Genomic DNA, 24839 nt, shown 5'->3' with positions numbered 1-24839 from the left:
TAATGCTCACTATACAGCATTCAGCTTCATCTCATGAAGTCACGTTAAATACACAATCCAACAAAAAAATTGTTTTGAAATTCACCATTCAATACGGTTGAATGTACTATCAAGGGATAGACTTTAGGTATAACTTTATGAAAATTGAAAAAATTCCTGATTCGATTGACCCAAGCCTGAACTTGGAACAAATTCGTGATGAATGTTTGGAACTCACTAAAAAACGTGCTTACTGGTCAGCAGGAGCTGCCATTGTACCGATTCCGTTCTTTGATGTGGTGGTCGATCTGGGCATGCTGACCCAGATTATTCCGCATATTAATGCCCGCTTTGGGCTGGCCCCGGAACATATCAGTGTCTATGATCCGGCAACCAAAAAAATTCACTGGGATGAGCTGCGTAAACGCGGGTTTGAATTTTCCGGGTTTGTGGTGGCACGTACCGCCATGAAAAAGTCTTTTAACGGCTTTTTTACCAAGATTGCCACCAAACAGGTGACCAAGTTTATTCCGCTGGGTGGGCAACTGGTCGCTGCCAGTCTGGGCTATTTCATGATGCGTAAAATCACCGAGGCCCATGTACAGGATTGCTATAATCTTGCCAAACGGATTCAGCAAAAAAGCCGCAATACCATTGTTGCCTAAATCAGATTCAAGCAGGTATGGCTATATACCTGCTTTTTTGAACAACTAAGACTACTGGCACTCGCGGGTGGTGCCCTGCCTTTCAATGGCCGGGATTGTGCCCAAACTGACCCACGCCGTGCTTACACGCCAGTAACAGTTCAATAAAAAAACACCACAATTACGTTAATATTCACTTAATTTTTTAAGCTTTCATAAAGATTGTATTTTTAATCTCCACATCTTGACGATAAATAGATGATGGAGCGTCGTTGTGCAAACTAGCCAATCACCATCTCGTGTCCGTGCCATTTTCAACGTGACCAGCGGGAATTTTCTTGAACAATACGACTTCTTTCTGTTCGGTCTTTATGCACAGGCCATCGGCGAGACTTTCTTCCATTCCGATAGCAGTTATGCCGCACTGATGAAGACCTTTCTGGTGTTTGCAGTCAGTTTTCTGATGCGTCCCATCGGTGCGCTGGTACTTGGCCCCTATGTCGACCGGATCGGTCGCCGCAAAGGTCTGATGGTCACCTTGAGCATTATGGCCTTTGGTTCTTTGATTATTGCATTTACTCCGAGCTACGCCAGTATTGGCTTCGCAGCCACGGTGCTGATTTTTGCAGGCCGTCTTGCCCAGGGATTTTCGGCCGGGGTAGAACTTGGCGGGGTTTCAGTTTATCTGGCTGAAATTGCCGAGCCTCATAACCGTGGTTTTATCACCAGCTGGCAATCTGCCAGTCAGCAAGTCGCTGTGATTTTTGCCGCCGTGCTGGGCTATATCGTCAGTGTGATTTTCACCAAGGCCCAGGTCGATGCATGGGCATGGCGCATTCCCTTCTTTGTCGGCTGTGCCATTATTCCCTTTATTTTCTGGCTGCGTAAGTCACTGGCCGAAACCGAAGCTTTTGCCTCTCGTAAAGAACATCCAAGTACCCGACAAATTCTCAGTACCCTGGCCGCCAACTGGAAAATTGTACTGGCAGGTGTCTGCATGGTTGCGACCACGACCACCATGTTCTACTTCATTACCGTCTATACCCCGACCTACGGCAAAGAAGTGCTGCATTTGACCCGGGCGGAAAGCCTGATTGCCACCATCATGGTCGGGCTTAGCAACTTCATCCTGTTACCAGTTGGCGGTCATCTCTCCGATAAGTTTGGCCGTAAGCCACTGTTAATCATGACCACCTGTCTTATTTTTATCAGTGCCTACCCTTTACTCAGCTGGCTCACCCAGACCATTAGCCTGACCCATATGCTCATGGTGTTATTGTGGTTCTCCCTGTTATATAGCTTCTACAATGGTGCGCTGGTGGTTTCACTGGCCGAGATGATGCCAAGCTCAGTCCGCATTGCTGGTTTCTCGGTGGCTTATAGCTTTGCCACCTCGATTTTTGGTGGGCTTACGCCCATGATCGCCACCTATCTGGTCGAGACTTCAGGCAATAAAAGCATGCCAGCATTCTGGCTGATGTTTGCCGCCATCACCAGTTTAATCGCGACACTGATCGTATTCCGCCAGCATCGTAGCTATAGCGCCCAATTGGCGAGTAACAATTAATTAAAGTTAGCTGAAAGGCGGCTTATTCCGCCTTCAGCTGTTGCAAGATCGCCTTTAAAACCTGAATCCGTGCCGAATATTTATCATCTGTGGCGATCACATACCACGGAGCATAATCGGTATCGGTCCGTTCCAACATATCTGCCGCCGCTGTGAGGTAATCGTCCCATTTGTCACGGTTACGCCAGTCTTCTTCAGTAATCTTGAAGCGTTTGTGCGGTGTCTGTTCACGTGCCTTGAAACGGCGGGCCTGCTCGTCTTTACTGATTGCCAGCCAGATCTTGACAATCACGGTCTGGCTATCGACCAGATTTTCTTCAAAACGGTTTATTTCACTATAGGCACGTTGCCACTCCACAGTAGAAGCAAACCCCTCAATCCGTTCCACCAGCACCCGCCCATACCAGGTCCGGTCAAAGATGGTGATCTTGCCGCTATCATTGAGCCTGTTCCAGAAACGCCATAAATAAGGACGGCGTAACTCATAACGTTCAGGTGCGGCAATGGTATGGATTTCATATTCTCTTGGATCGAGTTTTTTGACGATGCGCTTAATGGCGCCTCCCTTCCCGGCCGCATCCATGCCTTCAAAGCAGATCACCACCTTACGTTCATCAAAACGCAGCTTGTCTGCCACTTTTCGGGTCAGTTTACGCAACTCTTCCTTATAGTCATCTTTTTCCAGACAGGCTTGCTCAGGCTCCAGCAAAGCCGCAGGAATCTCGGCCTGCTGCCATTTCTGGGTCACTTTGGTCTGGTGCTCTGGCAATTGTTGCAAGGTTTGCAACAGATACTGGGCAAAACTTTGGTCACGCAACTTTTGATCTTCACCATCAATCACAAACCAGTCATCGGTAAAGCGCTGGCTCAGGCCCTGCAAGGTATCGTATTGTTTTTTATTACGCCAATCCAGACCATGCAATTTATGCCAGCGTTGCTCGGACGCATCAATCTGGTCCAGCCGTTTTTGCAGGGATTTCCAGGACAAATCAAACCAGACCTTGATGATATGGACATGATTATTTTGCAAATCATGTTCAAAGGCCCGCATTTGTTCAATATAGGCATCAAACAGATGTTCATTCAAAGGTCTGGAAACATGCATCGCAGTGGTGAGCAAATCGCTGTACCAGTTACCAAACATCACCACGATCTGTCCTTCTGCCGGGATAAAGCGGGTATAGGCCTGCCAGAAAGGCTGGCTATTGCTCAATAGCTGTGGAGCGTCCGCTTTTACCCGTAAGTAGCGGGGATCGAGCCATTCACGTAGCTGCTTCACCGCCTCCCCTTTGCCGGCCAGCTCAATGCCACTGACCAGCACCAGAACGCTTTTGGCATTTTTTTTGTCTCGGCTTTGTTTTAATGCATATTGCGCCTCGATCAGTTCTAAAGACAGTTCATCTTCATCACGTAATTCAAATGTCGGTTGCTGCTTACCCATATACTGCTCTAAACGGCTTATTCTTAAAAATCAGTATAGTCAAAACCATATTTATGCAAAGAAAAACCCGTGTACAGTTTCTGTAGAGTCCGTTAGCGATCCTGTTATAGTGACCAATTGTTAAGCATTTAGAGTTTATGCTGTCATGGTTCTTGGTTATGATGCAGCCTATGATTTTACGATTTTATTTTAATTAAGATTACATATGTCAAAACTCGCCGCATTTGATGATTTACTCCTGCAATATAAAGCCTTTGAATATCATGATCATCCTGAACTAGAACAACGTTTGCATGAAGTGCAGACATGGATGAAAGAGCGCATTGCCCAAACGCATGCCGAGTTTTTTGCGCGTCCAGAAAACCGCCTGATGGCTCAATATTTTTTGAAACGGCTCTACGGTGGGCCTGACTTTGATGCCTTGGCCCAGCAAATTGAGCGTTTACTCAAGTTTGCCCATAAGGTTGAGAATTTTGTGCCTGAAAACGGCATTAAAACAGGAACAAAATCCGTCAATCTGGCGGTACTGGCAACCCAGCTAGACGAGCAGGTGGCAAAACAGCTGTTGGCTGACTATCCGGCCAATACCCCCATTACTGATGAAATCATGCGGCAGACCCTGATCAAGCTCAATCAGGGAGAAGCACGTTATGAACAGTTACGTCTGCTTGACGAGCTAGGCGTTACGCTAGATAAATACATGCGCTCAACCATGATGTATGCGACCTTTAAAATGTGTAAGGGGCTGGCGCATAAATACCAGTTTGACGGCATGTACGAGTTTATTCAGGAAGGCTTTGCCGCCATGAAACCGATGAAATCTGCGGCAGCATTCATCAAGAGCTTTACCGCCACAGAACGTGAAATTATTGAAAAAGTGCACAGCGGGCATCCAGATCCGTTCCGGAGCTAGGGTCTGGCTGATTCTATTTCAGCCTGCCAGCCAAGGCTGAAATAGAAAAATGAGGCTTTTCAAATCTTAAGAAAAACCAAAACCCTTTTGAGAAAGTGACTTTCTGTATATTATTCATATCAATTACATGCGAAACCCTGTAAAAAGATACAAAATCTGTCATCATGCTTGCTGATTCGTGCCGCTAGAGCGAAAGTTTAGGAGAAAACAATGTCTAACGAAAACCAACAGCCTACCCCAGAAGTTGAGCAAAACCCGAGTTCAGACAAAGTCAGCCCTTTCTTAAACACGCCACTGCCTCAAGGTGCGCCTCAAGGTCAGCAGCAGTCTTTACAGCAAAATTCGGCGTCTGCATCACCGACCGGTTCAATTCCCAAATATAACTTGCCGCGTGGCGCCAATACCGGCAATGTCGGTGCAACCACACACTTTGGTTATCAAACGGTAAACAGTGAAGAAAAAGCACAGAAGGTTGCCGAGGTTTTCCATTCGGTTGCCAGCAAATATGACATCATGAATGACCTGATGTCCTTTGGTATCCACCGTCTCTGGAAACGCTTTGCAATTAACATGTCAGGTGTACGCCGTGGTCAACATGTGCTGGATATTGCCGGTGGTACAGGGGATCTGGCCAAGGTATTCAGCCGTGAAGTCGGGCCGCAGGGTCATGTGGTGTTATCGGACATCAACGAATCGATGCTCAATGTCGGTCGTGACCGCCTGATTGATGCTGGCTGCACCAATGTAGATTTCGTGCTGGCCAATGCAGAAACCTTAGAACCGTTTGCCGATAACAGCTTTGATTTGGTCACCATCAGTTTCGGCCTGCGTAACGTGACCGACAAAGATGCTGCATTACAGGCCATGTACCGCGTGCTTAAGCCGGGCGGCCGCCTGTTGATTCTTGAATTTTCCAAACCGGTCTTTGAGCCATTCTCAAAACTGTATGACCTGTATTCATTTACCGCCTTGCCAATCATGGGCAAACTGGTGGCCAATGACTCGGAAAGCTATAAATATCTGGCTGAATCGATTCGTATGCATCCAGACCAGCGTACCCTGAAAGGGATGATGGAAAATGCCGGCTTCCAGAGCTGTGACTACCATAACCTGACTGGTGGCATTGTGGCGGTTCATCGCGGATTCAAACTGTAAGGCTTAAGATATGTGGTCGATTTTAGCACTCGGTGCAGTCGAACGTATCATTCATCACGTGATTGATCTGGATGCGATTACCCGTATTCAGCTCAATCGGTTACAAGGTCAATTATTACGTGTTGTGATTGATAGTCCGCAACTCTCGGTTGACGTTTTTTTTGATGAAAATAGAGTTCGTCTCGAACCGACCGTGACGGGGCAAAGTCAAACCCCATCCATATTCGAGCAGCGTCCTTTTGACCCTCAACATAACATCACGGATGCAACAGCAACCTTACATGTTGCAAATACAGTTGAGCTGGTAAAATTACTGCTCAGTGACGCAGACCAGATTGGCAATATTCCACTGCAAGGGGATTATCATCTTTTGCAGGACATTCAAAAAATCATGCAGCAGGCCGAGCCTGATCTGGCGGCACATTTATCGCCCTGGATCGGTCCACAACTGGCACATGAGCTCGGTAAAGTACAACTTGCACCGAAACAGTTAAAACGCTCACTGCAAAGCCATTTATTTTTTGTTGAAGATGCCTTAAAAGAAGACAGCGGCTTATTTGCCCCACGCTGGCAAATAGATGACCTGAACCGGGAGACCCGTCAGCTCAATCAGGAAATTGACCGCCTGGAGGCAAAGCTTCAGCAACTTATTGCTCAATGCACCCCATCAAAGCAATCCACATAAGACTAGGTAAGACTTTATATGATTCCGCATGTTACACGGTTATTCGAACTCTGGCGTATCGCAGCACACTACCGCCTTGATACCCTGTTCCCTGCGGAAGAATTACCGGTCAAGGCACGACATGCACTCAACATCATTAGAATGCATCCGGCAGCCTGGTCCAGCCGCGAGAAGAAAAATCCGCTCAAGCTGAAAGAAGCACTTGAAGAAATGGGGCCGCTGGCGATTAAGCTGGGACAATTGCTGTCTACACGGCGTGACCTGATTCCACCAGAAGTATTATCGCAACTGGTGCTGTTGCAAGACCGGGTCAAACCTTATGACACCCAGCTGGCAAAACAGCGTATCCAGGAATCACTCAAAGCCGATGTGACCACCCTGTTCTCCCGCTTTGATGAACAGCCACTTGCTGCCGCCTCAATTGCCCAGGTGCATACCGCGGCGTTGCATGATGGTCGCGAAGTGGTGGTGAAAGTGACCCGTCCGGATATTCGCAGTCAGATTTTACAGGACTTTGAAATTCTGACGTGGCTTGGCGACTGGCTGGAGAACCGCTTGGAAGCCGCCCGGGCCTTGCATTTATCCGAGATCATTCAGGATTATCGCCAGATCATTTTGAACGAGCTTGACCTGAGTCTGGAAGCCGACAACACCCGCCGGATGCGTCACTACTTTACCGGTTCAAGCATGATGTACGTGCCTGAAGTCTATATGGACAGCAAGGACGTGATGGTGGCAGAACGGATTACCGGTGTGCCGATCTCTGATATCGCGACCTTTGACCGTTTAGGTATGGATCGTGCCGATCTGGCAGAAAAAGGTCTGACCATTTTCTTCACCCAGGTATTCCGCGACAATTTCTTCCATGCCGACATGCATCCGGGCAATGTCTTTGTCGAAACCATTAACCCGAGCAATCCACGTTTTATTGCACTGGACTGTGCCATCATGGGTGAACTGTCCAAGCATGACCAGATGACGGTTGCACGTATGTTGCTTGCTGTCATGAACAGCAACTTTATGCAATTGATCCAGATCGTACATCAGGCCGGCTGGATTCCACCGGGGACAGACCAGGATGCCCTAGCCCGCGAAATGCGCCGCACCGTTGGCCCAATGGTCTCAAAACCGATGGATCAGCTGGATTTTGCAGGAATCCTGATTCAGGTCATGGATATTGCCCGTCGTTTCCATCTGGAAATTCCGCCGCAACTCATGCTGTTACTGAAAACACTGGTACATGTTGAAGGCTTGGGCACAGACCTTTATCCGCAACTAGACATCTGGAAACTGGCCAAACCGATTCTGACCGAATGGGTCAAGGCCAATATGAACCCGGTGAAAAACATGAAAGAACTGGGTCAGCAAATTCCAGACCTGTTACTGGGTGCACAAGATATTCCAAGCCTGTTGATCGACAGTCTGAACGGTTTAAAAAACCAGTCGGCGTGGCATGACAAACAGCTGCGTGAAATCCAGCAAATGCGTTTACAGATGCAACAGCAGCAACGCCGTAGCTGGATCTTTGGGAGTACCCTGCTGATCTTGCTGAGCATTGCCATTATCACGCCATGGTTTATCTCCGTTATCCTGATCGTGCTGAGCAGCCTGATTGCATTGTGGCGTATTGCCAAATAACACATTGATCCCTTGCCCCGGCAAGGGATTTTTATAACTCACCAAGTCTTCTGGCAACAATGGCACCACATCTGGTCCTGTTATAATTTCCAGACGACTTGCCAGCATGATCAACCCGTACTGAGTTTCAAGTGAGGGCTTGTGCTGGACACTGCAAGCTCCTGTAACCAGACCATCGAAAAATCAACCGGCATTCAGCAGATAAAGAGCTTAACACTAAAGCATCGGTACCGGTTTTACTCCCCAGACTTCACTGCATGCAGACACGAGCTATCAGTCTATACAGTAGCCTGTCATCCTTATGGACCGATTTAGAAGAACTGCTGCTCGCAGGCAGAGTTTATCAGAGTGCTGATATAATCCAGATCAAGGCTCCGGTTAAAATCCAGAACCCCATCTCTACGATTTTTTAGCCAACAAGCATAGCCAACCCCAGCCACAAACGCTACACTAGCTGCTTTCCACCCAATGGATTTTCACTCATGTCAAACTGGTTAGATGAAGTTAAATTTGATTCCAATGGTCTTGTTCCTGCCATTGCACAACATCATCAAACCGGACGGGTGTTAATGGTGGCGTGGATGAATCGTGAGGCTTTACAACTGACTGCGGAAAAAAAACAGGCGGTGTATTACTCACGCTCACGTCAAAAACTCTGGCACAAAGGCGAAGAATCAGGGCACTTTCAAACCGTGCATGAAATTCGTCTCGATTGCGATGCCGATGTCATCATTCTACAAATTGAACAGCATGGTGGCATTGCCTGTCACACCGGCCGTGAATCTTGTTTCTATCGCAAACTTACCCCGCAAGGCTGGGAAATTGTCGACGCCCAACTCAAAGACCCGACGGCGATTTATGGCGCATCGGCAAAAGTTGAAACACATGATCAGGTGCAAAATGAACAGGTGGATGTTCTTGCTTATCTCGGGCGTTTGATGCAAGAACGCAAAAATGCCGAAGCAGATCACTCTTATGTAGCCAGCCTGTACAAAAAAGGCATCAATAAGATTTTAGAAAAAGTCGGTGAGGAAAGTGTCGAAAGCATTATCGCTGCCAAAGATTATGCAATGCATGCCTCACTGGAAAATAAACACGATCTGGTTTATGAAGTTGCTGATCTGTGGTTCCACAGTATTGTGATGCTGGGTTATTTCGACCTTGATCCGCAAGTGGTACTGGATGAACTGGCACGTCGCCAAGGTCTGTCCGGTTTAGTTGAAAAAGCCAACCGTGGTAAAGAAGCGTAAATAGAGCCTGTGTCAAATATAGAAAAACCCAAAGCCACCTATGAGCAAGCCCTTGCCATAGACAATGCCCGTCTGGGCCAGTCCTTTAAAGTGATTGCCTATGCTGGCACAGGGAAAACCACGACCTTGCAGATGATCAGTGATGCCATGCCTGAGCGGCGTGGCATGTATCTGGCCTTTAACAAGGCAATTGCCTCGGAAGCCCAGAATAAATTCCACAGCAATGTAAACTGTCGTACCTTCCACTCGCTGGCATTTCGCAGTGTTCCACGTGGAGTCACCGACAAGTTACGTCTTCCGCGCCTCAGTCCCAGTTTTATTGCCAAAGAATACCGTCTTGAGCCGATTACATTACGTCGCCTGATGGGCGGGCGTTATGAAAAATATGTCCTGATGCCCAGCCGTCTGGCCAGTCTGGTGGCCAATGCCGTTAGCTACTTCTGTTCCACCAGTTCCCAATATCCGGCCCCACGTCATATTCAGGCACCCAGCTGGTTACATCTGGATGACATCGAGGCCCTGCAGCAACACCTGTACCCTGCGGTGGAACGGCGTTGGCTAGAGTCGATTGATCCCAACCATCAGGCAGGAATCGGGCATGATATTTACCTGAAATTATGGGCCTTATCCGAGCCCAATATTCCGGCAGATTATGTGCTGTTTGACGAGGCCCAAGATGCAGATCCGCTCATGCTCGGGATTTTGCTGCGCCAGAAAAGTACCCAGGTGATTTATGTCGGTGATGCGCATCAGCAAATCTATGCCTGGCGTGGCGCAATCAATGCCATGCAACAGATGCCCTTGCCTGAAAGCCGGCTCACTACCTCGTTCCGTTTTGGTGACGCGATCGCTGATGTGGCCAACAGCTTACTCGGCGCATTGAACGAAACTGTTCCCCTGCTCGGCAATCCGCACCAGAAATCCAGTGTGGTGAACAAGCCGCACACCAAGATGCGGGATGCCATCCTGTGCCGGACCAATGCCCGCGCCATGGAGCTGCTGCTATCTGGTCTGGTACATGGTGATAAAGTCAGCCTGCAGGCCGATCACCAGAAACTCAGCCGCTTTGTCGATGCCGCCAGTTTACTCAAGCAAGGCAAACGGATTACCGACGTGCCTGAACTGGCCTGGTTTAACTCCTGGCATGATGTCCATGAATATTGTGAAACCAATGATGGCAGCGATATCAAGCCGCTGGTCAAGCTGGTCGATGATCACGGTACCGAGCCGCTGAAAAAGGCACTGGCTAAAATCACCCCGATTGAACAGGCCGATTACGTTATTTCGACGGCCCATAAAGCCAAGGGGCTGGAATGGAACCGTGTCCATATCGAAGATGATTACCAGTTCAAGATCAACGGCATGGAACATAAAATTACAGATGAGGAGCTGAGACTACTTTACGTGGCCTGTACGCGTGCTAAAGTAAGTCTAAATATTCATCATTTATATGACTTATTACAACAATTAAAACAGCGAGCGCCCTCCAGTCTTCGTCAGTCCACAGGTTAAAAGCGCTCACCATTGAGGTCAGCGTATGCAACTTGAATCGGTTCTATTTAAACACATCGGCATGTTTCGGGACTTAAAACTCGATTTCTATCCGGAACATCATCCCGTGACCCTGATTCTGGGTGATCAGGCCTCAGGTAAAAGTACCATTTTAAAAAATATCTACCAGAGCCTGACCTGGTTTTCTGCACGTTATAAAGATATTCGTACTGCGGGTGTGGTCATTGCCGATCAGGATATCCTGTTAAACCGGCTGCAGGCCAAAATCCAGATGCATGTCCGTATCAGCAGTGAACTGAACGGAAGCCTGGCCGAAAGCAGTACGGCGCAGCCCGAAGATACGCAAACCTGCATGTGGAAGCTCTATAAAACCTTTAATGCTCAAGGGGTTGGCATTAGCCAGGTGGAAACACAGCAACTGGACCAGATGGTGACCCTGTACCAGAAAACCCGACAACAGGACCCGTTACTCGGTTTGCCACTGATTGCCTATTATCCGGCCGAACGCTTTGTACAGGACATTAATTTACAGAGTAAAAATACACCCGGCACCTTACAGGAAATTGCAGCCTACGATCTAACCGCCGTTCCCTACACCACCTTTGCCCGTTTTTTTGAATGGTTACGTGAAATTAGTGATGTCGAGAATGCACATTCTGCCCATATCGTCAGACGCCTGATGGGTAATGACTTCAATCAGCAAAACCAGTCCGAGATTTTGCAAGAGCTACAACAGGAACTGGTCAATCACCCGAAACAGTTGTCTGCCCCTAATCTGTATGCCTTGAAAAAGAGCTTGCAGACGGTTTTTCCCGAGTTGAATGATATTTATATTCAATATGTTCCCAAACTCCAGCTGATGGTTCGCTATCAGGAACAGACCATTCCTTTTCAGCTGCTTTCGGCCTCGATGAAAGCCTGGATCGCACTGGTTGGCGATGTGAGCCGGCGCCTGTGCCTGTTGAATCCGCACTGCTTTAACCCGTGTCTGGAAGGTGAAGGGATTTTACTGATTGACCAGATTGATCATCAGCTGGACCAGCATATGTGTGCCGAAATCCTTGAGCGTCTGCATGATGCCTTCCCGCGCCTGCAGATGATTGTTACCGGTAACCGTGATGCCTTGCTTGAGCATGCAGCGCAGTATCAATGCCTGAAACTGGACCAGAAAGGAATTTATGAAGTCGATCTGGAAACCTCACAGCAACAATTGTCAGCGCTGTATCAGGAGTTAACACAAACAGAAAAAACGAGCTGTAGTGAACAGCAGAATATGCTGCAAGCCGATCCTTTATCGAACAAGGTGGATGACTTATTTCACCAGATTCAGGGCCTGAACGAGCAGGAAAAGAGCGATTTGCTCCATTTGCTCAAGATCGATGATACGCCTCAGGAAAGCCCGCTCTAAACCGCTTCCCGTAGTGGCAAACAGCGTGATTTAAAAGCAGAAGTGTTGTTATTTTCATGTAATAACATCAGATTTTTATTGGTATTTTGTAGTAAAATAAATCGCATTTTTTATTTTCAAGTTGTGCAATACAACTTGCTGCCTCCGTTAACTTGATTGGGCTTCAAGATTTAGAGTTTTGGTATTCTCTTTGAGTGCCTGTAAATCTTGAAAAAAATTCACCCTTAGGTCTCGGCCTAAATCATCGACATGGATACCAGTGTGCTACCGATTATTATCCTATTACCGCTCATACTCGGCACCACCCTTGTCTCACAATTGCAACGTATTTCACGGGGCGTGACGGCACTTGGAGCGATTGGCATCAGCCTTAGCTGTTTTATTTTACTTCTTACCCAGGCAGAAACGGTTCTTCAGGGCAATGTCCTGCAACAAAGCTGGGACTGGCTTCCACAGCTTGGAATCAATCTGAGCTTTCGTCTGGATGCATTAGGTTTATTGTTTGGTCTGCTGATTAGCGGTATCGGTACCCTGATTTATATTTATGCCTATTATTATCTCAGCCCGAAAAACTCCCTCAGTAAACTCTATCAATTATTAATGCTGTTTATGGCAGCCATGCTCGGGATTTCACTCTCTAACAACCTGATCCTGTTATTGGTGTTTTGGGAGTTAACCAGTATTTCTTCCTTCCTGCTGGTCGGTTACTGGAGTCAGTATGATGCGGCCCAGCGTGGTGCCCGCATGGCACTCACGATTACCGGCATGGGCGGCCTGGCAATGCTGGGGGGCTTTGTCTTGCTGGGTCAGATCACCGGTACCTATCAGATTGACCAGCTGGTACTGATGAAAGATACCATTCAGCAACATGCGCTTTTTGTACCGGCCTTGCTGTTGATCTTGCTCGGGGCATTTACCAAAAGCGCCCAGTTCCCGTTTCATTTCTGGCTCCCCAATGCCATGGCCGCACCAACTCCGGTTTCGGCTTACCTGCATTCGGCCACGATGGTCAAGGCCGGGATTTTCCTGCTGGCCCGTTTGGCACCTGTTTTTATCGGCGCTGCGCTGTACCATAACATTGTCACCTTTGTCGGCCTGTTCACCTTGTGTATGGCTGCAGGTTTTGCAATTTTCAAAGAAGACCTGAAAGGACTGTTGGCTTATTCGACCATCAGCCATTTAGGCCTGATTGTGTGTCTGCTCGGTATCGGGTCGCCACTCGCTGTGGCTGCTGCCATATTCCATATCATCAACCATGCCACCTTTAAAGCGGCACTGTTCATGATTGCAGGGATTATCGACCATGAAACCGGTACACGTGACTTGCGTAAGCTCAGCGGCGTCTGGCAACTGCTTCCTTTCACGGCAACCCTGACCATGATCACGGCTGCGTCTATGGCAGGCGTGCCACTGACCAACGGCTTTATCTCGAAAGAGATGTTCTTTACCGAGTTACTGGCAAATCTATCTGGCCCAGTCATGGTGATCTCGGCGATTGTTGCGACGCTGGCCGGTATTTTTGCAGTGAGTTATTCGATCCGTTTAGTTCACGGGGTGTTCTTTGACGGCCCGCTCGGCAAGCAGGTTCCCAATAAAGAAGCGCATGAACCACCGTTAGGCATGCGTTTACCTGCAATTATCCTTGCAACGCTATGTATTCTGGTGGGTATCCTCCCTGCCCTGCTTGCAGGGACGCTGGTCAATAGCGTCACACGTGCCAGTCTGGCACAACCTGAATTTGAAGGTGTACATCTGGCGATCTGGCACGGGATCAATGCGTCGTTGCTGATGAGTATTATCGCCCTGATTGGTGGTGCACTGTTCTATTTTGCCCTGGCCAAAGACGGTCGTATCCGCAAGATTGACCTCGACCCGCATCTGGGTAAATTTCAGGGCAGAGTGCTGTTTGATCTGTTCCTGAAGCATTTGCTGCTCAGTAGCCGTCGCCTGAAGCAGACCACTGAAAATGGCTCCCTGCAAAGTTATCTGCTCTGGATTGTGCTCTTTAGTCTGGTCATGGTGGCCCTGCCACTGTTCAATCAGGGACTGAGCACGGGAACCCGTGAGCTCACGCATGCACCCTGGGTCGCAATTGTCTTATGGCTGACCTTATTCTCGGCTTGCTGGATGATGCTCTGGTTCCACCACGAACGTATCAAGGCCGTACTGATCAGTGGTGCCGTGGGACTGGTCGTGACCATGGTATTTGTGACCATGTCAGCGCCTGACCTTGCCCTGACACAAATTACCGTAGATGTGGTCACCACGGTTCTGCTGTTAATGAGCCTGTCGCTACTGCCACAACTGACTCCATACGAGTCCAGCCGTTCCCGTCGCTGGAGAGATGCCAGCCTTGCCATTGCGGGCGGTCTGGGAATTGGCTGGATCACCTGGCTATTGCTGACCCGTGACCACAACTCCATCTCGTGGTTCTTCATGCAGCAGGCGATTCCGCTGGGCGGCGGTTCCAATGTCGTCAACGTGATTCTGGTCGACTTCCGTGGTTTCGATACCTTCGGGGAAATTACCGTACTGGGGATCGCGGCCATCGGTGCCTTATGCCTGATGGACGGTATGCGTGCACATGGCACCACCATGACCCAGGGCCTCACCTACCGTTTCAACCCATCTCCGCTGATGTTACGTATCACGGCGTCATGGATCTTGCCACTCGCCCTCGTGGTCAGCGTGTATATTTTCATGCGCGGCCATAACCTGCCGGGTGGCGGCTTTATTGCCGGGTTGATTACCTCAATGGCACTGGTGATCCAGTACATCGTGCTGGGACAAGATCAGGCCGAGCAGATGATCAGAGCCAAATCTGGCCGTCTGTATGAACTCTGGATTGGTTGCGGTTTAACCATCGCCGGCCTGACCGGGATTGCAGCCTGGTTCTGGGCACGCCCATTCCTGACCAGTGCACATATTTATGTGGAAGCGCCTTTATTCGGCAAAATGCACCTTGCCTCGGCAGTGGCCTTTGATACAGGCGTGTACATTACCGTGGTAGGTGCCACCATGTTATTGATCTCGGTCTTGGGTGACTCACGTCACTCCAGCATGTCAGGCCCGATCCCAAGTGGAGATAAAGAAAATGGTTAGTATTGAATTTTTACTTGCTTCAGGGATTGGCCTGCTTACCGCCACAGGGATTTATTTGATTCTACGTGCCAGAACCTTCCCGGTGGTACTTGGCCTGGCCATGATCGGCTATGCGGTCAACCTGTTCCTCTTCGCAATGGGCCGCTTGCAAATCAATGCCCCGGCAGTCTTGACCCAGGCCACCAAAGTCACCGATCCGTTACCGCAAGCGCTGGTTCTGACCGCGATTGTCATCGGCTTTGCAACCACCGCATTTATTGTGCAACTTGCCTTACGCAGCCGCTATGAATCCGGTACCGATCATGTCGATTCCAAAGAAGAACCCACCTTGACTTATGACCCACGCGAGGATGAGCCATAATGTTTGATTTTTACAGTTTCTGGCACGCTCATGCTCCGATTATCAGTATCCTGATTCCGGCCTTTACCAGCTTTATACTGATCTTGCTCGGCAACCCGGGTTCAGGTTCTTTAAAGCAGGATTGGCGCCAGCCCTGGCGTCGCGGCATCAGTCTTGGCTCTGCCATCCTGGGACTCCTCACAGCGGTGAGCTATCTGGCAATTGCCAGTACGGGACAGATTACCGTGTACCAGCTCAGCGAATGGTCTGCACCTTTTGGTATTGTGCTGGTTCTGGATCGTCTATCTGCATTTATGCTGGTACTTACCTACCTGCTTGCAATACCGGTGATCTGGTTTGCCAGTGATAACTGGGATACCCGTGGCCGTTATTTCCACACCATGGTTCATTTCCTGCTGATGGGAATCTCGGGGGCCTTCCTGACCGGTGACTTGTTTAACCTGTTCGTGTTCTTTGAAATCCTGCTGATGGCATCTTATGTGTTGCTGTTGCACGGACAGGGCCAGCCCCGTTTCCAGCTGGGCATCCATTACGTCACCATTAACCTGCTGGCTTCTGCCCTGTTCCTGATTGGTTTGGGCATGATCTATGGCAGCGTGGGCAGCCTGAATATGGCCGATGTAGGCCGTCTCGTCCCGACCCTGGATGGTGATCAGCACAAGCTTGCGATTGCCGGTGGATTGCTACTGTTTGTCGTGTTCGGCATTAAGGCTGCCATGCTGCCTGTCGGCTTCTGGCTACCAAAAACCTATGCCGTTGCCAGTACACCTGTTGCAGCGCTGTTTACCATCATGACCAAGGTCGGCATTTATGCCATTTTACGGGTCAATGGGACGGTGTTCGATGATGCCATGGCACAAAGCATTTTTAAAAACTGCTTACTGATTATTGGCCTGATTACCTCACTATACGGGGTGTTTGGTGCGATCGGTGCTGAACGCCTGCGCCGTTTTGTTGGTTTCATGGTGCTGTCATCAGTCGGTACCTTGCTGATTGCCATTGCCATGTTCAATACGGCAGCCTGGGCAGCAGCACTTTATTATCTGGTGCATAGTACCCTGATTGCAGCGGCCTTCTATCTGTTCTGTGGCTGGATGACCTCACAACGTGGCGCATTCAAGGACCACCTGAAAGTTGCTCCCAAGATCAAGCAGGAAAAAGCAGCAGCATTTACCTATTTCTTTATTGCCCTGATGCTGGCAGGTCTGCCGCCATTCAGCGGTTTCTTCGGAAAGGTGTTTATCTTGCAGGCAACTGCCGAAACGCCTTATCAAGGCTGGATTATTGCGGTCATCCTGCTGGTCAGCCTGTTGAGCATCATTGCACTGACACGTGTTGGATTTATCCTGTTCTGGCGTGCCACCCCGCCGGAAGAAGACCAGAAAGAAGCAGCCTATGCTGACTATCGGGCCTTGCCAGAAGTGGCACCCAAGCGCAATGACAAGGCGATCTATATCCTGCTGGCCAGCCTGATGGCTTATGTCGTCTTTGCCGCGCCGATCCAGAACTACACCATGGCAACGGCACAGCAGATCCAGAATCATGCCTTGTATAACGAGATGATCCTGAAAAATGATGCACAAGGTCGTCCGGTCAGTGTCCAGCCTTATGATCCCGGCTATTTGCCTGAAACCAAATACGGGGGTGAAGTCGAAGATCATAATGCCTTGCTGATTCCGGATGTGATCTCTACTCCTACCTTACAAGGCGAACATATTTCTGAATACAAGCAACGTCAAATTGCAGGACAGATTTTAGAAGCGCCGACCATTCCAAATGCTACACAGTTAAAGCCAATGGAGGATCAATAATGCAAAAACCGTCTTTGCTTGACCGTTGGTTCCCGCATCCCTTTGTGTCGGTGCTGATTTTCCTGAGCTGGCTGATGCTGGCTCACAGTCTGGATGCAACCGATCTCTTGATTGCCGTGATTCTTGCAATCGGGATTGCACGTCTGGTCAGCCCGTTTATCGCAAGAACTCCGCATATTCACTGGATACCGGCCATTCGACTGTTTTTTGTGGTGTTGTGGGATATTATTGTGTCTAACTTTCGTGTGGCCCGGATGGTGCTGGGTCCCATGGATCAACTGCATCCGAAATGGTACCGGGTTCCGCTGGAAACCGAACACGAACAGGTCAACACCCTGCTGGCCATGATCATTACCACGACACCGGGAACGGTTTCTGCCGGGATTGATCAGGAACGTGGCGATATTCTGGTGCATGCGCTCAGTACCGATAATACCGAGCTTGATATTCAGGATATCAAACAGCGCTATGAAATGCCTTTAATCGAAATCTTTGACGTAAAGATTGCAGAAGGAGTCACCAAATGACTATTTTGCCTTATGCACTAGGGGTGGGTTTAATTGCGATTACCATCTCGATGTTTATGTGCCTGATTCGCCTGATCGTGGGGCCCTCTGTGATTGACCGTTTGCTGGCACTGGACACCCTGTTTCTGAATGCCACCTGCCTGATCGTGGTTTTAGGAATCTACTGGGTCAGCACTAACCTGTTCGAGGGGGCACTACTGGTGGCCATGCTTGGCTTTGTATCGACCGCCGCACTTGCCCGTTACTTCACAACCGGTCATGTGATTGATTAAGGAGCTCCTGCATGCAACTGATTTTTGAGATTATCATTTCATTTTTTGTAGTGGTGGGCGCATTCTTTATGCTGGTGGGTTCGATCGGCATGATCCGCCTGCCCGACCTGTTCATGCGCCTACATGCCCCAACCAAATCCAGTACCTTGGGGCTTGGGAGCTTCCTGATCGCGGCAATGATCTTTTCAGCCACACAGGGCCGTTTTGGTTTTGCCGAATTGCTTATTACCCTGTTTGCCTTTATTACTGCACCGGTATCGGCCAATCTGATGGCACAGGCCGCAATTCATCTACGATTACGCTCCACCAGTGGTGATGTGCCTGAAGCGTTAAATCGCCCACTTCCATGGCAGCGTTATCGCCGCCATCCCCAGAAGAAAGATTAACGCTTTTATTCCGGACACAAAAAAAGCCACCCGAAGGTGGCTTTTTTATATCTGTTTACTTTTGTTCGTCTTGCTCACGTTCAGGCAAATCCTGCACCGCTTTTTCAATCAGACCAAACATATAGTTGCCGTAGGCATTGGTTTTGTCATAGTGAAAACGTAAGCGAGGCGTCACACGTGTCTTAATGCGACGGCTCAATTCGTGACGCAAGAAACCAGAGGCCTTATTCAAGACATCCAGAGTTTCCTTGTTTGCAGCTTCACTCTGGTCATCGCCCAGTTCACGCCCCATCACGGTCACATAAACTTCGGCATAACCCATATCTGCACTGACTTTCACGGCCGAGATGGTCACTAGACCACCCAGACGTGGATCTTTAAGCTCCTGACGGATCAGCTCGGACAACTCACGCTGTACCGAATCCGCCATGCGCTTTAAGCGTTGGCTACCCGCCATTAAAGACTCCGTTTAATCAATTGAACATCGTACACTTCGATCTTGTCTTGTGGCTTGATGTCTTTATAACCTTTGACTGCAAGACCACATTCCATACCGGCACGCACTTCCTCAACCACATCTTTATAACGACGCAGAGACTCAAGCTCGCCCTGGAAGATCACGACGTCATCACGCAATACGCGAATCGGCTTGTTACGGTGTAATGTACCTTCGAGTACCATACAACCCGCTGCTGCACCAAACTTGCTTGAGTGGAACACTTCACGTACTTCTGCAACACCCAGAATAGTCTCACGGTGTTCAGGCGCAAGCTTACCGCTCATCGCAGCTTTCACATCATCAATCAGCTGGTAGATGATGCTGTAGTAACGGATGTCGATACCATCCTGATCTGCTTTCTGACGTGCAGTATTGTCGGCACGTACGTTAAAGCCTAACAGTACCGCTTCTGAAGATTCAGCCAGGGTCACGTCAGACTCGGTGATCGCACCGACGCCAGAACCAATCACACGGACTTTAACTTCATCAGTTGAAAGCTCGTCAAGTGCAACATGTAGTGCTTCTAAAGTACCACGTACGTCAGTTTTGAGTACCACGTTAACGGTTGGAACATCTTTCTTGCCCATTGACGCCATGATGTTTTCAAGACGCATTGAACTTGCACGCTCAAGACGTTTTTGACGTTCACGGTCTGCACGCGCATCAGCAACTTCACGTGCCTTCTTCTCGTCGTTGACCACAAGTACTTCGTCACCCGCCATTGGCGCTTCTGGTAAACCCAGGATTTCCACAGGAATTGATGGACCTGCAGAGGTGATACGCTGACCGTTTTCATCAGACATTGCACGGACACGACCATACGATGAACCAGCCAATACCAGGTCACCAATGTTCAATGTACCGTTTTGTACAAGAATCGAGGTAACTGCACCACGGCCTTTATCAACACGTGCTTCAATTACCACACCTTGTGCTGCACCTTCAGCAGAAGCTTTAAGCTCCATCAATTCAGACTGGATCAGGATCAGGTCAAGTAAACCGTCAATGCCTTGACCAGAATGTGCAGATACTTTCGCGATTGGCACGTCACCGCCCCACTCTTCAGGCACGATACCTTTGGTGGTCAGTTCATTCAATACGCGATCCGGATCGGCAGACTCTTTATCCATTTTGTTGATGGCAACAATGATTGGCGTACCAGCAGCACGCGCATGGTCAATGGCTTCCGCGGTTTGTGGCATGACACCATCATCGGCCGCAACTACAAGAACCACGATATCTGTTGCTTTTGCACCACGTGCACGCATAGAGGTAAACGCTGCGTGTCCCGGTGTATCCAGGAAAGTAATAATGCCTTTGTCGGTTTCAACATGGTAAGCACCGATATGCTGGGTAATACCACCCGCTTCACCTGCTGCCACTTTAGAGCGACGGATACGGTCCAGCAATGAGGTTTTACCATGGTCAACGTGACCCATGATCGTCACAACCGGTGGACGAGTCGTTTGCTCACCACGTGCTTCTTCAGCTGCAACCAGCAAGTTGTCTTCGGCCTGTGTATCAGAAACCAAGACTGGGTTGTGGCCCAATTCTTCCACTACAAGTACCGCGGTATCCTGGTCAATGGCCTGGTTCTGGGTCACAAGCTCACCCATTTTCATCAGGGTCTTGATGACTTCACGAACCTTGACTGCCATTTTCTGAGCAAGATCGGTAACAATGATTTTCTCGCCGATCTCGACATCATAAACCTGTTTCTTCACAGGCTTTTCAAAACCGTGCTTGTTCGCCTGGCTGGTTTTCAGGCCACGTTTGTGGTGAGTCTTGCTAAAGCTTTGCTCTGCCTGTGCATCACCACCACGACCACCTTTCTTGCCAGAACGCTGGTTCGCGGTTGATCCACCACGCTTGATTTCACGGTCTTCCTTGTTAAAGGAATCTTCATAAGCCTGACCAACAAGGCCGGCTGCCAAAGGTGAATCATCAATTACACGAATCGTGGCAGTCGCATCATCATTTGAATATTTCGATGCCATTTTACGCATTTGCTCAAGCGTGCGCTGTTGCGCTTCTTCAGCGGCCTTACGACGCACAGCTTCTTCAGTCGCTTTTAACTGAGCCGCTTGCTCTTCGCGTGCTTTTTTCTGCTCTGGTGTTTCTGTCGGCTTCACAACAGGCGCTTTAATCACCTTGTCGCTATTACGCTTTTTCACCACAACCGCTGTTTTGGCCGGTGCCTGATTTGCACTTTCAGATGTATGCGCAGCACGCATTGCCTCTAAAGTTGCATTGGCTTTCTGTTCAGCGCTATGACGTGCTTTCTGCTCTGCTTCATCACGTGCCTTTTGCTCGGCACGTACTTTTGCATCAGCTTCTACACGTGCTTTTGCTTCAGCAGCAAGCAGTTCAGGGTTTGGCTTTGCAAAAACCTGTTTCTTGCGAACTTCAACATTAATGCTTTTTGCCTTACCTGAAGTACTTGTTACTTTAGCAGTACTCGTTGTTTTACGTTTCAACGCAATCTTTCCTGTGTTACCACTTTCCTGACCGTGTACTTTTTTCAAGTAATTGACCAAAGTATCTTGCTGTTCAGTGGTAATAATGTCATCTGCTTTACGCTGTGGCAAACCTGCTTCGCGAACCTGCTCCAGGAGTTTCTCTACAGGACGTTCTACACTGAGTGCTAACTCTTGAATCGACTTGTCCGTCATCTATTATCTCCTAGTTAAACCATGATTCACGTGCTTTCATGATTAACTGACCCGCTTTGTCATGACCTAAACCTTCGATATCAGAAATATCGTCAGTTGCCTGGTCTGCCAAATCATCAACAGTAACCACACCACGCGCCGCCAATGCATATGCAATCTCGGTCGTCATACCTTCCATACCGAGAAGTTCTGCACTTGGCTCTTGAATATTTTCTTGCTGTTTCAATGCATCCGTCAAAGCAGCTTCTTTTGCACGGCTTTGAAGCAATTCAACCAAATCAGCCTCAAGCTCGATTTCGTCAAATGTTTCAGCCGGAACATAAGCAATCTCTTCTAATGAAGTGAAGCCCATTTCAACCAGTGCCATCGCCAGGTCTTCTTCAATATCAAGACGTGTAATAAACATGTCCAGATATTGCTGTGCTTCATTTTGCTGACGAGCACGATACTCTTCTTCTAACATCATGTCGAGTTTATAACCCGTCAATTCCGATGCCAGACGTACATTTTGCCCCTGCGAACCAATCGCACGCGCCAACTGGTCATTGGTTGCAAAGATGATGTCCGCACTACGCGCGTCTTCATCCAGTACAATACCCGATACATCAGCCGGCTCTAAGGCACTTGCGATATATTGTGCCGGATCGTCAGACCACACCACAACATCAATACGCTCACCGTTCAACTCTTGCTGTACTGCCTGGATACGCGTACCACGCATACCAATACAAGCACCTACCGGGTCAATACGATGGTCATTGGTTTTCACTGCAATTTTAGCACGAACGCCCGGTTGGCGCGCTGCTGCCTTGATTTCAATGATTTCTTCAGAAATTTCAGGAATTTCCTTTTTCATCAATGCAATCAGCATTTCAGGACGTGCACGAGACAACAACAGCTGTGCACCACGGCCTTCACGGTTGACACTGTACAAAATTGCATTGATACGCTGTTTAGGGCGTAAGATTTCTTTGTGAATGGTTTCTTCACGTGCCAGGTAAGCTTCAGCGTTGTCACCCAGATCAATGATAAAGCCGTCTTTGGTTTGCTTTTTCACTTCACCGTAAATCAACTCGCCCACTTTAGATTCATAAGCATCTGCAACAAGTGCGCGCTCTGCTTCACGAATCTTTTGCACGATCACCTGCTTCGCAATTTGCGCAGCAATACGGCCGAACTCGATAGATTCAACTTCAAGTTCACGTACATCACCAATTGACCATTTCGATGGATCTACATCAGAAATTGCGTCCTGGCATGCCGGCATTTCGTGATCTTCATCCGCAACCACAGTCCACTGACGGAAAGTGCGGTAATCACCGGTTTTACGATCAATCTCAACACGGAGTTGAGCTTCTTCAGAATGTGTGCCTTCGTAAAACTTTTTCTTCGTTGCCGCAACAAGTGCTTGCTCTAATGCTTGGAAGATCGCTTCACGACTAACACCTTTTTCATTACTAACCGTTTCTGCAACGGTAAGAATTTCGCGGCCCATAAGTCACCTACCGATTTCTTATAAAATTAAGTTAATATTAGTCTTGATAGATTAAATTTGCTTTATCAATATTATTACTATCAATTTCAAGCACATGTTTACCTTCAACTTCAACCTGGATCAGTTCGTTTTCCAAGTCTACCGAAAGGAGTTTCGCCTGAAACTTGCGACGGTTCTCGACAGCAGCAATTAATCGTAAAGCCACCTGTTGCCCGATATAGGCAGGTAATTGGTTCAGCTGGAAAAATGGACGATCCCATCCCGGTGATGACACTTCCAGGGCATATTCACCTGAAATTGGATCATGGACATCAAGCATCGCACCCACCTGTTGTGTCACCAGAACACAATCCTGAACGCCAATACCACGCCCGAGTTCTACTTCACCATCTTCATTGAGGACAGGTTCAGCATTCTCGTCTACCGCCTTATCAATGTAAATGCGAAGTAAAGAACGCTTCCCTTGTGGCAGGAATTCAATCCCCCACAAATCTACACCACACGCAGCGACAGCTGGTGCGATCAGATCATGCAATGCTTGAGATTTATTTGATAATTTCATGTACTCTCGTCGCTCTTATACGAGCCAATCAATCTTAACCGTATAGTGAAGCACGACTATTTGACCAATTGATGTCGAACAACTACACGATAGCTAAACAACCAATAAAAAAGGGCGTAAATCGCCCCTATGTTACACAGAAAAGCATAGCCCACTGTGCAAAAAGGCCCACCTTATTGTGAGCCTCTTTTTAGAAACTTGGTAGCGGGAGCTGGATTTGAACCAACGACCTTCGGGTTATGAGCCCGACGAGCTACCAGACTGCTCCATCCCGCATCAACGTGCAAAAATTATATACAAATATAAAAAAAAGTCAATTTAAGTTTTTTTTTCATATTTGCCTGATTAAGTTGCACCTTAATCAAATGGTAGCGGGAGCTGGATTTGAACCAACGACCTTCGGGTTATGAGCCCGACGAGCTACCAGACTGCTCCATCCCGCATCAACACAAACACTGCATACACCGAACTTACTGGTTATTAAGTTTGGTGCGGAAGGGGGGACTTGAACCCCCACGCCCGAAAGCACTACCACCTCAAGGTAGCGTGTCTACCAATTCCACCACCACCGCAGTTTGTGGGACGCATTCTATTCCTTTCAATGCAAAAAGGAAAGTCCTAAATCGACTTATTCAGTCGTTTTCGGTGCATTTGATGAAGTTTCAGGCGATGTTGCCGGCGCAGATGTCGTGGTTTGAACAGATTTCAAACTATACGCTTCTGTGGTCTGTTTCTTGGCAAACACAGCCAGTGTCAGGCTGGTAACAAAAAACAGCGCAGTAAAAATCGCAGTCAGACGAGTTAAAAAGTTGCCGGCACCTGAAGCACCGAATACGGTTGCAGCACCGCCACCACCAAAGGATGCCCCAGCTTCTGCACCTTTACCTTGCTGTACGAGCACCAGTGCAATAATCAGAATTGCCAGGATGATGTGTACAACGAGTATAAAACTATACATCT

The 24839-nt window shown here is 48.5% G+C and carries 21 protein-coding genes and 3 tRNA genes; 15 read left to right on the top strand and 9 right to left on the bottom strand.

Annotated features, from left to right (window positions below; translation table 11 throughout):
• Positions 1 to 137 precede the first annotated feature (137 nt).
• Both OC23_RS10760 and OC23_RS10755 read left to right on the top strand, forming a co-directional pair.
• Complete coding sequence (locus OC23_RS10760; RefSeq protein ID WP_038344780.1) at positions 138 to 644, top strand: hypothetical protein; 507 nt, start codon at positions 138 to 140, stop codon at positions 642 to 644.
• Between the two features lie 253 nt (positions 645 to 897).
• Complete coding sequence (locus OC23_RS10755) at positions 898 to 2190, top strand: MFS transporter (protein ID WP_038344779.1); 1293 nt, start codon at positions 898 to 900, stop codon at positions 2188 to 2190.
• A 22-nt stretch (positions 2191 to 2212) separates the two neighbouring features.
• Here OC23_RS10755 and OC23_RS10750 read toward each other — a convergent pair whose 3' ends face one another.
• Positions 2213 to 3631 (bottom strand): phosphate--AMP phosphotransferase, encoded by a 1419-nt coding sequence (locus OC23_RS10750; RefSeq protein ID WP_038344777.1) that lies wholly within the window; start codon positions 3629 to 3631, stop codon positions 2213 to 2215.
• A gap of 205 nt (positions 3632 to 3836) precedes the next feature.
• Between OC23_RS10750 and OC23_RS10745 the strand changes: the two genes are divergently transcribed.
• The 13 genes from OC23_RS10745 (at position 3837) to OC23_RS10685 (ending at position 18651) form a co-directional block, all read left to right on the top strand.
• A complete protein-coding gene (locus OC23_RS10745; protein WP_038344775.1) occupies positions 3837 to 4544 on the top strand; it encodes an FFLEELY motif protein in 708 nt (235 codons plus the stop codon).
• Positions 4545 to 4754: 210 nt separating this feature from the next.
• On the top strand, positions 4755 to 5699 hold the full coding sequence (gene ubiE / locus OC23_RS10740) for a bifunctional demethylmenaquinone methyltransferase/2-methoxy-6-polyprenyl-1,4-benzoquinol methylase UbiE (RefSeq protein ID WP_038344773.1): 945 nt from the start codon (positions 4755 to 4757) through the stop codon (positions 5697 to 5699).
• 10 nt (positions 5700 to 5709) lie between these two features.
• Complete coding sequence (locus tag OC23_RS10735; protein WP_038344771.1) at positions 5710 to 6384, top strand: SCP2 domain-containing protein; 675 nt, start codon at positions 5710 to 5712, stop codon at positions 6382 to 6384.
• A gap of 18 nt (positions 6385 to 6402) precedes the next feature.
• Positions 6403 to 8022: an ABC1 kinase family protein gene (locus OC23_RS10730; RefSeq protein ID WP_038344770.1), complete on the top strand. Its 1620-nt coding sequence runs from the start codon at positions 6403 to 6405 to the stop codon at positions 8020 to 8022.
• Between the two features lie 482 nt (positions 8023 to 8504).
• The gene (gene hisIE / locus OC23_RS10725) at positions 8505 to 9272 is read left to right on the top strand and encodes a bifunctional phosphoribosyl-AMP cyclohydrolase/phosphoribosyl-ATP diphosphatase HisIE (RefSeq protein WP_038344768.1); all 768 of its coding nucleotides are present in this window, start codon (positions 8505 to 8507) and stop codon (positions 9270 to 9272) included.
• A gap of 9 nt (positions 9273 to 9281) precedes the next feature.
• The gene (locus tag OC23_RS10720; RefSeq protein ID WP_038344766.1) at positions 9282 to 10784 is read left to right on the top strand and encodes a UvrD-helicase domain-containing protein; all 1503 of its coding nucleotides are present in this window, start codon (positions 9282 to 9284) and stop codon (positions 10782 to 10784) included.
• A 25-nt stretch (positions 10785 to 10809) separates the two neighbouring features.
• Positions 10810 to 12192 carry an AAA family ATPase gene (locus tag OC23_RS10715; protein WP_038344765.1) on the top strand — a complete coding sequence of 461 codons (1383 nt, stop codon included), beginning with the start codon at positions 10810 to 10812 and terminating at the stop codon, positions 12190 to 12192.
• 249 nt (positions 12193 to 12441) lie between these two features.
• Entirely contained in the window at positions 12442 to 15294 is a 2853-nt protein-coding gene (locus OC23_RS10710) for a monovalent cation/H+ antiporter subunit A (protein WP_038344763.1), read from the top strand.
• Complete coding sequence (locus tag OC23_RS10705) at positions 15287 to 15655, top strand: Na+/H+ antiporter subunit C (protein ID WP_004774108.1); 369 nt, start codon at positions 15287 to 15289, stop codon at positions 15653 to 15655. The genes OC23_RS10710 and OC23_RS10705 overlap by 8 nt, the downstream gene beginning before the upstream one ends.
• Positions 15655 to 17466, top strand: coding sequence for a monovalent cation/H+ antiporter subunit D (locus OC23_RS10700; protein WP_038344760.1), 1812 nt, complete (start codon positions 15655 to 15657; stop codon positions 17464 to 17466). The genes OC23_RS10705 and OC23_RS10700 overlap by 1 nt, the downstream gene beginning before the upstream one ends.
• A complete protein-coding gene (locus OC23_RS10695; protein ID WP_038344758.1) occupies positions 17466 to 17993 on the top strand; it encodes a Na+/H+ antiporter subunit E in 528 nt (175 codons plus the stop codon). The genes OC23_RS10700 and OC23_RS10695 overlap by 1 nt, the downstream gene beginning before the upstream one ends.
• Positions 17990 to 18265 (top strand): monovalent cation/H+ antiporter subunit F, encoded by a 276-nt coding sequence (locus tag OC23_RS10690; protein ID WP_038344756.1) that lies wholly within the window; start codon positions 17990 to 17992, stop codon positions 18263 to 18265. The genes OC23_RS10695 and OC23_RS10690 overlap by 4 nt, the downstream gene beginning before the upstream one ends.
• Before the next feature lie 11 nt (positions 18266 to 18276).
• Positions 18277 to 18651 (top strand): Na+/H+ antiporter subunit G, encoded by a 375-nt coding sequence (locus OC23_RS10685; protein ID WP_038344754.1) that lies wholly within the window; start codon positions 18277 to 18279, stop codon positions 18649 to 18651.
• A 55-nt stretch (positions 18652 to 18706) separates the two neighbouring features.
• Here OC23_RS10685 and OC23_RS10680 read toward each other — a convergent pair whose 3' ends face one another.
• From OC23_RS10680 to secG, 8 genes are all read right to left on the bottom strand, one after another.
• On the bottom strand, positions 18707 to 19108 hold the full coding sequence (locus tag OC23_RS10680) for a ribosome-binding factor A (protein ID WP_038344752.1): 402 nt from the start codon (positions 19106 to 19108) through the stop codon (positions 18707 to 18709).
• Complete coding sequence (gene infB / locus OC23_RS10675) at positions 19108 to 21822, bottom strand: translation initiation factor IF-2 (protein ID WP_038344750.1); 2715 nt, start codon at positions 21820 to 21822, stop codon at positions 19108 to 19110. The genes OC23_RS10680 and infB overlap by 1 nt, the downstream gene beginning before the upstream one ends.
• Before the next feature lie 10 nt (positions 21823 to 21832).
• Entirely contained in the window at positions 21833 to 23317 is a 1485-nt protein-coding gene (nusA, locus tag OC23_RS10670) for a transcription termination factor NusA (protein WP_038344748.1), read from the bottom strand.
• 37 nt (positions 23318 to 23354) lie between these two features.
• A complete protein-coding gene (gene rimP / locus OC23_RS10665) occupies positions 23355 to 23879 on the bottom strand; it encodes a ribosome maturation factor RimP (protein WP_038344746.1) in 525 nt (174 codons plus the stop codon).
• A gap of 199 nt (positions 23880 to 24078) precedes the next feature.
• Positions 24079 to 24155 (bottom strand) — tRNA-Met (locus OC23_RS10660).
• Positions 24156 to 24245: 90 nt separating this feature from the next.
• Positions 24246 to 24322: transfer RNA gene (locus OC23_RS10655), tRNA-Met, on the bottom strand.
• Positions 24323 to 24366: 44 nt separating this feature from the next.
• A tRNA-Leu gene (locus OC23_RS10650) sits at positions 24367 to 24451 on the bottom strand.
• Positions 24452 to 24507: 56 nt separating this feature from the next.
• Positions 24508 to 24837, bottom strand: coding sequence for a preprotein translocase subunit SecG (secG, locus tag OC23_RS10645; RefSeq protein ID WP_038344743.1), 330 nt, complete (start codon positions 24835 to 24837; stop codon positions 24508 to 24510).
• Between the last annotated feature and the right edge of the window lie 2 nt (positions 24838 to 24839).

The sequence above is a fragment of the Acinetobacter sp. A47 genome, assembly GCF_000805455.1.
In the GTDB taxonomy this organism is placed as follows: Bacteria; Pseudomonadota; Gammaproteobacteria; order Pseudomonadales; family Moraxellaceae; genus Acinetobacter.
The sequence above is the reverse complement of the archived record's forward strand: the minus strand, read 5'-3'. Positions and strand labels throughout refer to the sequence as shown.

Excerpts from the sequence above, each read along its gene's own strand:
- OC23_RS10760 (WP_038344780.1), top strand. The coding sequence starts at position 138 with ATGAAAATTGAAAAAATTCCTGATTCGATTGACCCAAGCCTGAACTTG.
- OC23_RS10750 (WP_038344777.1), bottom strand. The coding sequence starts at position 3,631 with ATGGGTAAGCAGCAACCGACATTTGAATTACGTGATGAAGATGAACTG.
- OC23_RS10745 (WP_038344775.1), top strand. The coding sequence starts at position 3,837 with ATGTCAAAACTCGCCGCATTTGATGATTTACTCCTGCAATATAAAGCC.
- ubiE (WP_038344773.1), top strand. The coding sequence starts at position 4,755 with ATGTCTAACGAAAACCAACAGCCTACCCCAGAAGTTGAGCAAAACCCG.
- OC23_RS10735 (WP_038344771.1), top strand. The coding sequence starts at position 5,710 with ATGTGGTCGATTTTAGCACTCGGTGCAGTCGAACGTATCATTCATCAC.
- OC23_RS10730 (WP_038344770.1), top strand. The coding sequence starts at position 6,403 with ATGATTCCGCATGTTACACGGTTATTCGAACTCTGGCGTATCGCAGCA.
- hisIE (WP_038344768.1), top strand. The coding sequence starts at position 8,505 with ATGTCAAACTGGTTAGATGAAGTTAAATTTGATTCCAATGGTCTTGTT.
- OC23_RS10715 (WP_038344765.1), top strand. The coding sequence starts at position 10,810 with ATGCAACTTGAATCGGTTCTATTTAAACACATCGGCATGTTTCGGGAC.
- OC23_RS10710 (WP_038344763.1), top strand. The coding sequence starts at position 12,442 with ATGGATACCAGTGTGCTACCGATTATTATCCTATTACCGCTCATACTC.
- OC23_RS10705 (WP_004774108.1), top strand. The coding sequence starts at position 15,287 with ATGGTTAGTATTGAATTTTTACTTGCTTCAGGGATTGGCCTGCTTACC.
- OC23_RS10700 (WP_038344760.1), top strand. The coding sequence starts at position 15,655 with ATGTTTGATTTTTACAGTTTCTGGCACGCTCATGCTCCGATTATCAGT.
- OC23_RS10695 (WP_038344758.1), top strand. The coding sequence starts at position 17,466 with ATGCAAAAACCGTCTTTGCTTGACCGTTGGTTCCCGCATCCCTTTGTG.
- OC23_RS10690 (WP_038344756.1), top strand. The coding sequence starts at position 17,990 with ATGACTATTTTGCCTTATGCACTAGGGGTGGGTTTAATTGCGATTACC.
- OC23_RS10685 (WP_038344754.1), top strand. The coding sequence starts at position 18,277 with ATGCAACTGATTTTTGAGATTATCATTTCATTTTTTGTAGTGGTGGGC.
- OC23_RS10680 (WP_038344752.1), bottom strand. The coding sequence starts at position 19,108 with ATGGCGGGTAGCCAACGCTTAAAGCGCATGGCGGATTCGGTACAGCGT.
- infB (WP_038344750.1), bottom strand. The coding sequence starts at position 21,822 with ATGACGGACAAGTCGATTCAAGAGTTAGCACTCAGTGTAGAACGTCCT.
- nusA (WP_038344748.1), bottom strand. The coding sequence starts at position 23,317 with ATGGGCCGCGAAATTCTTACCGTTGCAGAAACGGTTAGTAATGAAAAA.
- rimP (WP_038344746.1), bottom strand. The coding sequence starts at position 23,879 with ATGAAATTATCAAATAAATCTCAAGCATTGCATGATCTGATCGCACCA.
- secG (WP_038344743.1), bottom strand. The coding sequence starts at position 24,837 with ATGTATAGTTTTATACTCGTTGTACACATCATCCTGGCAATTCTGATT.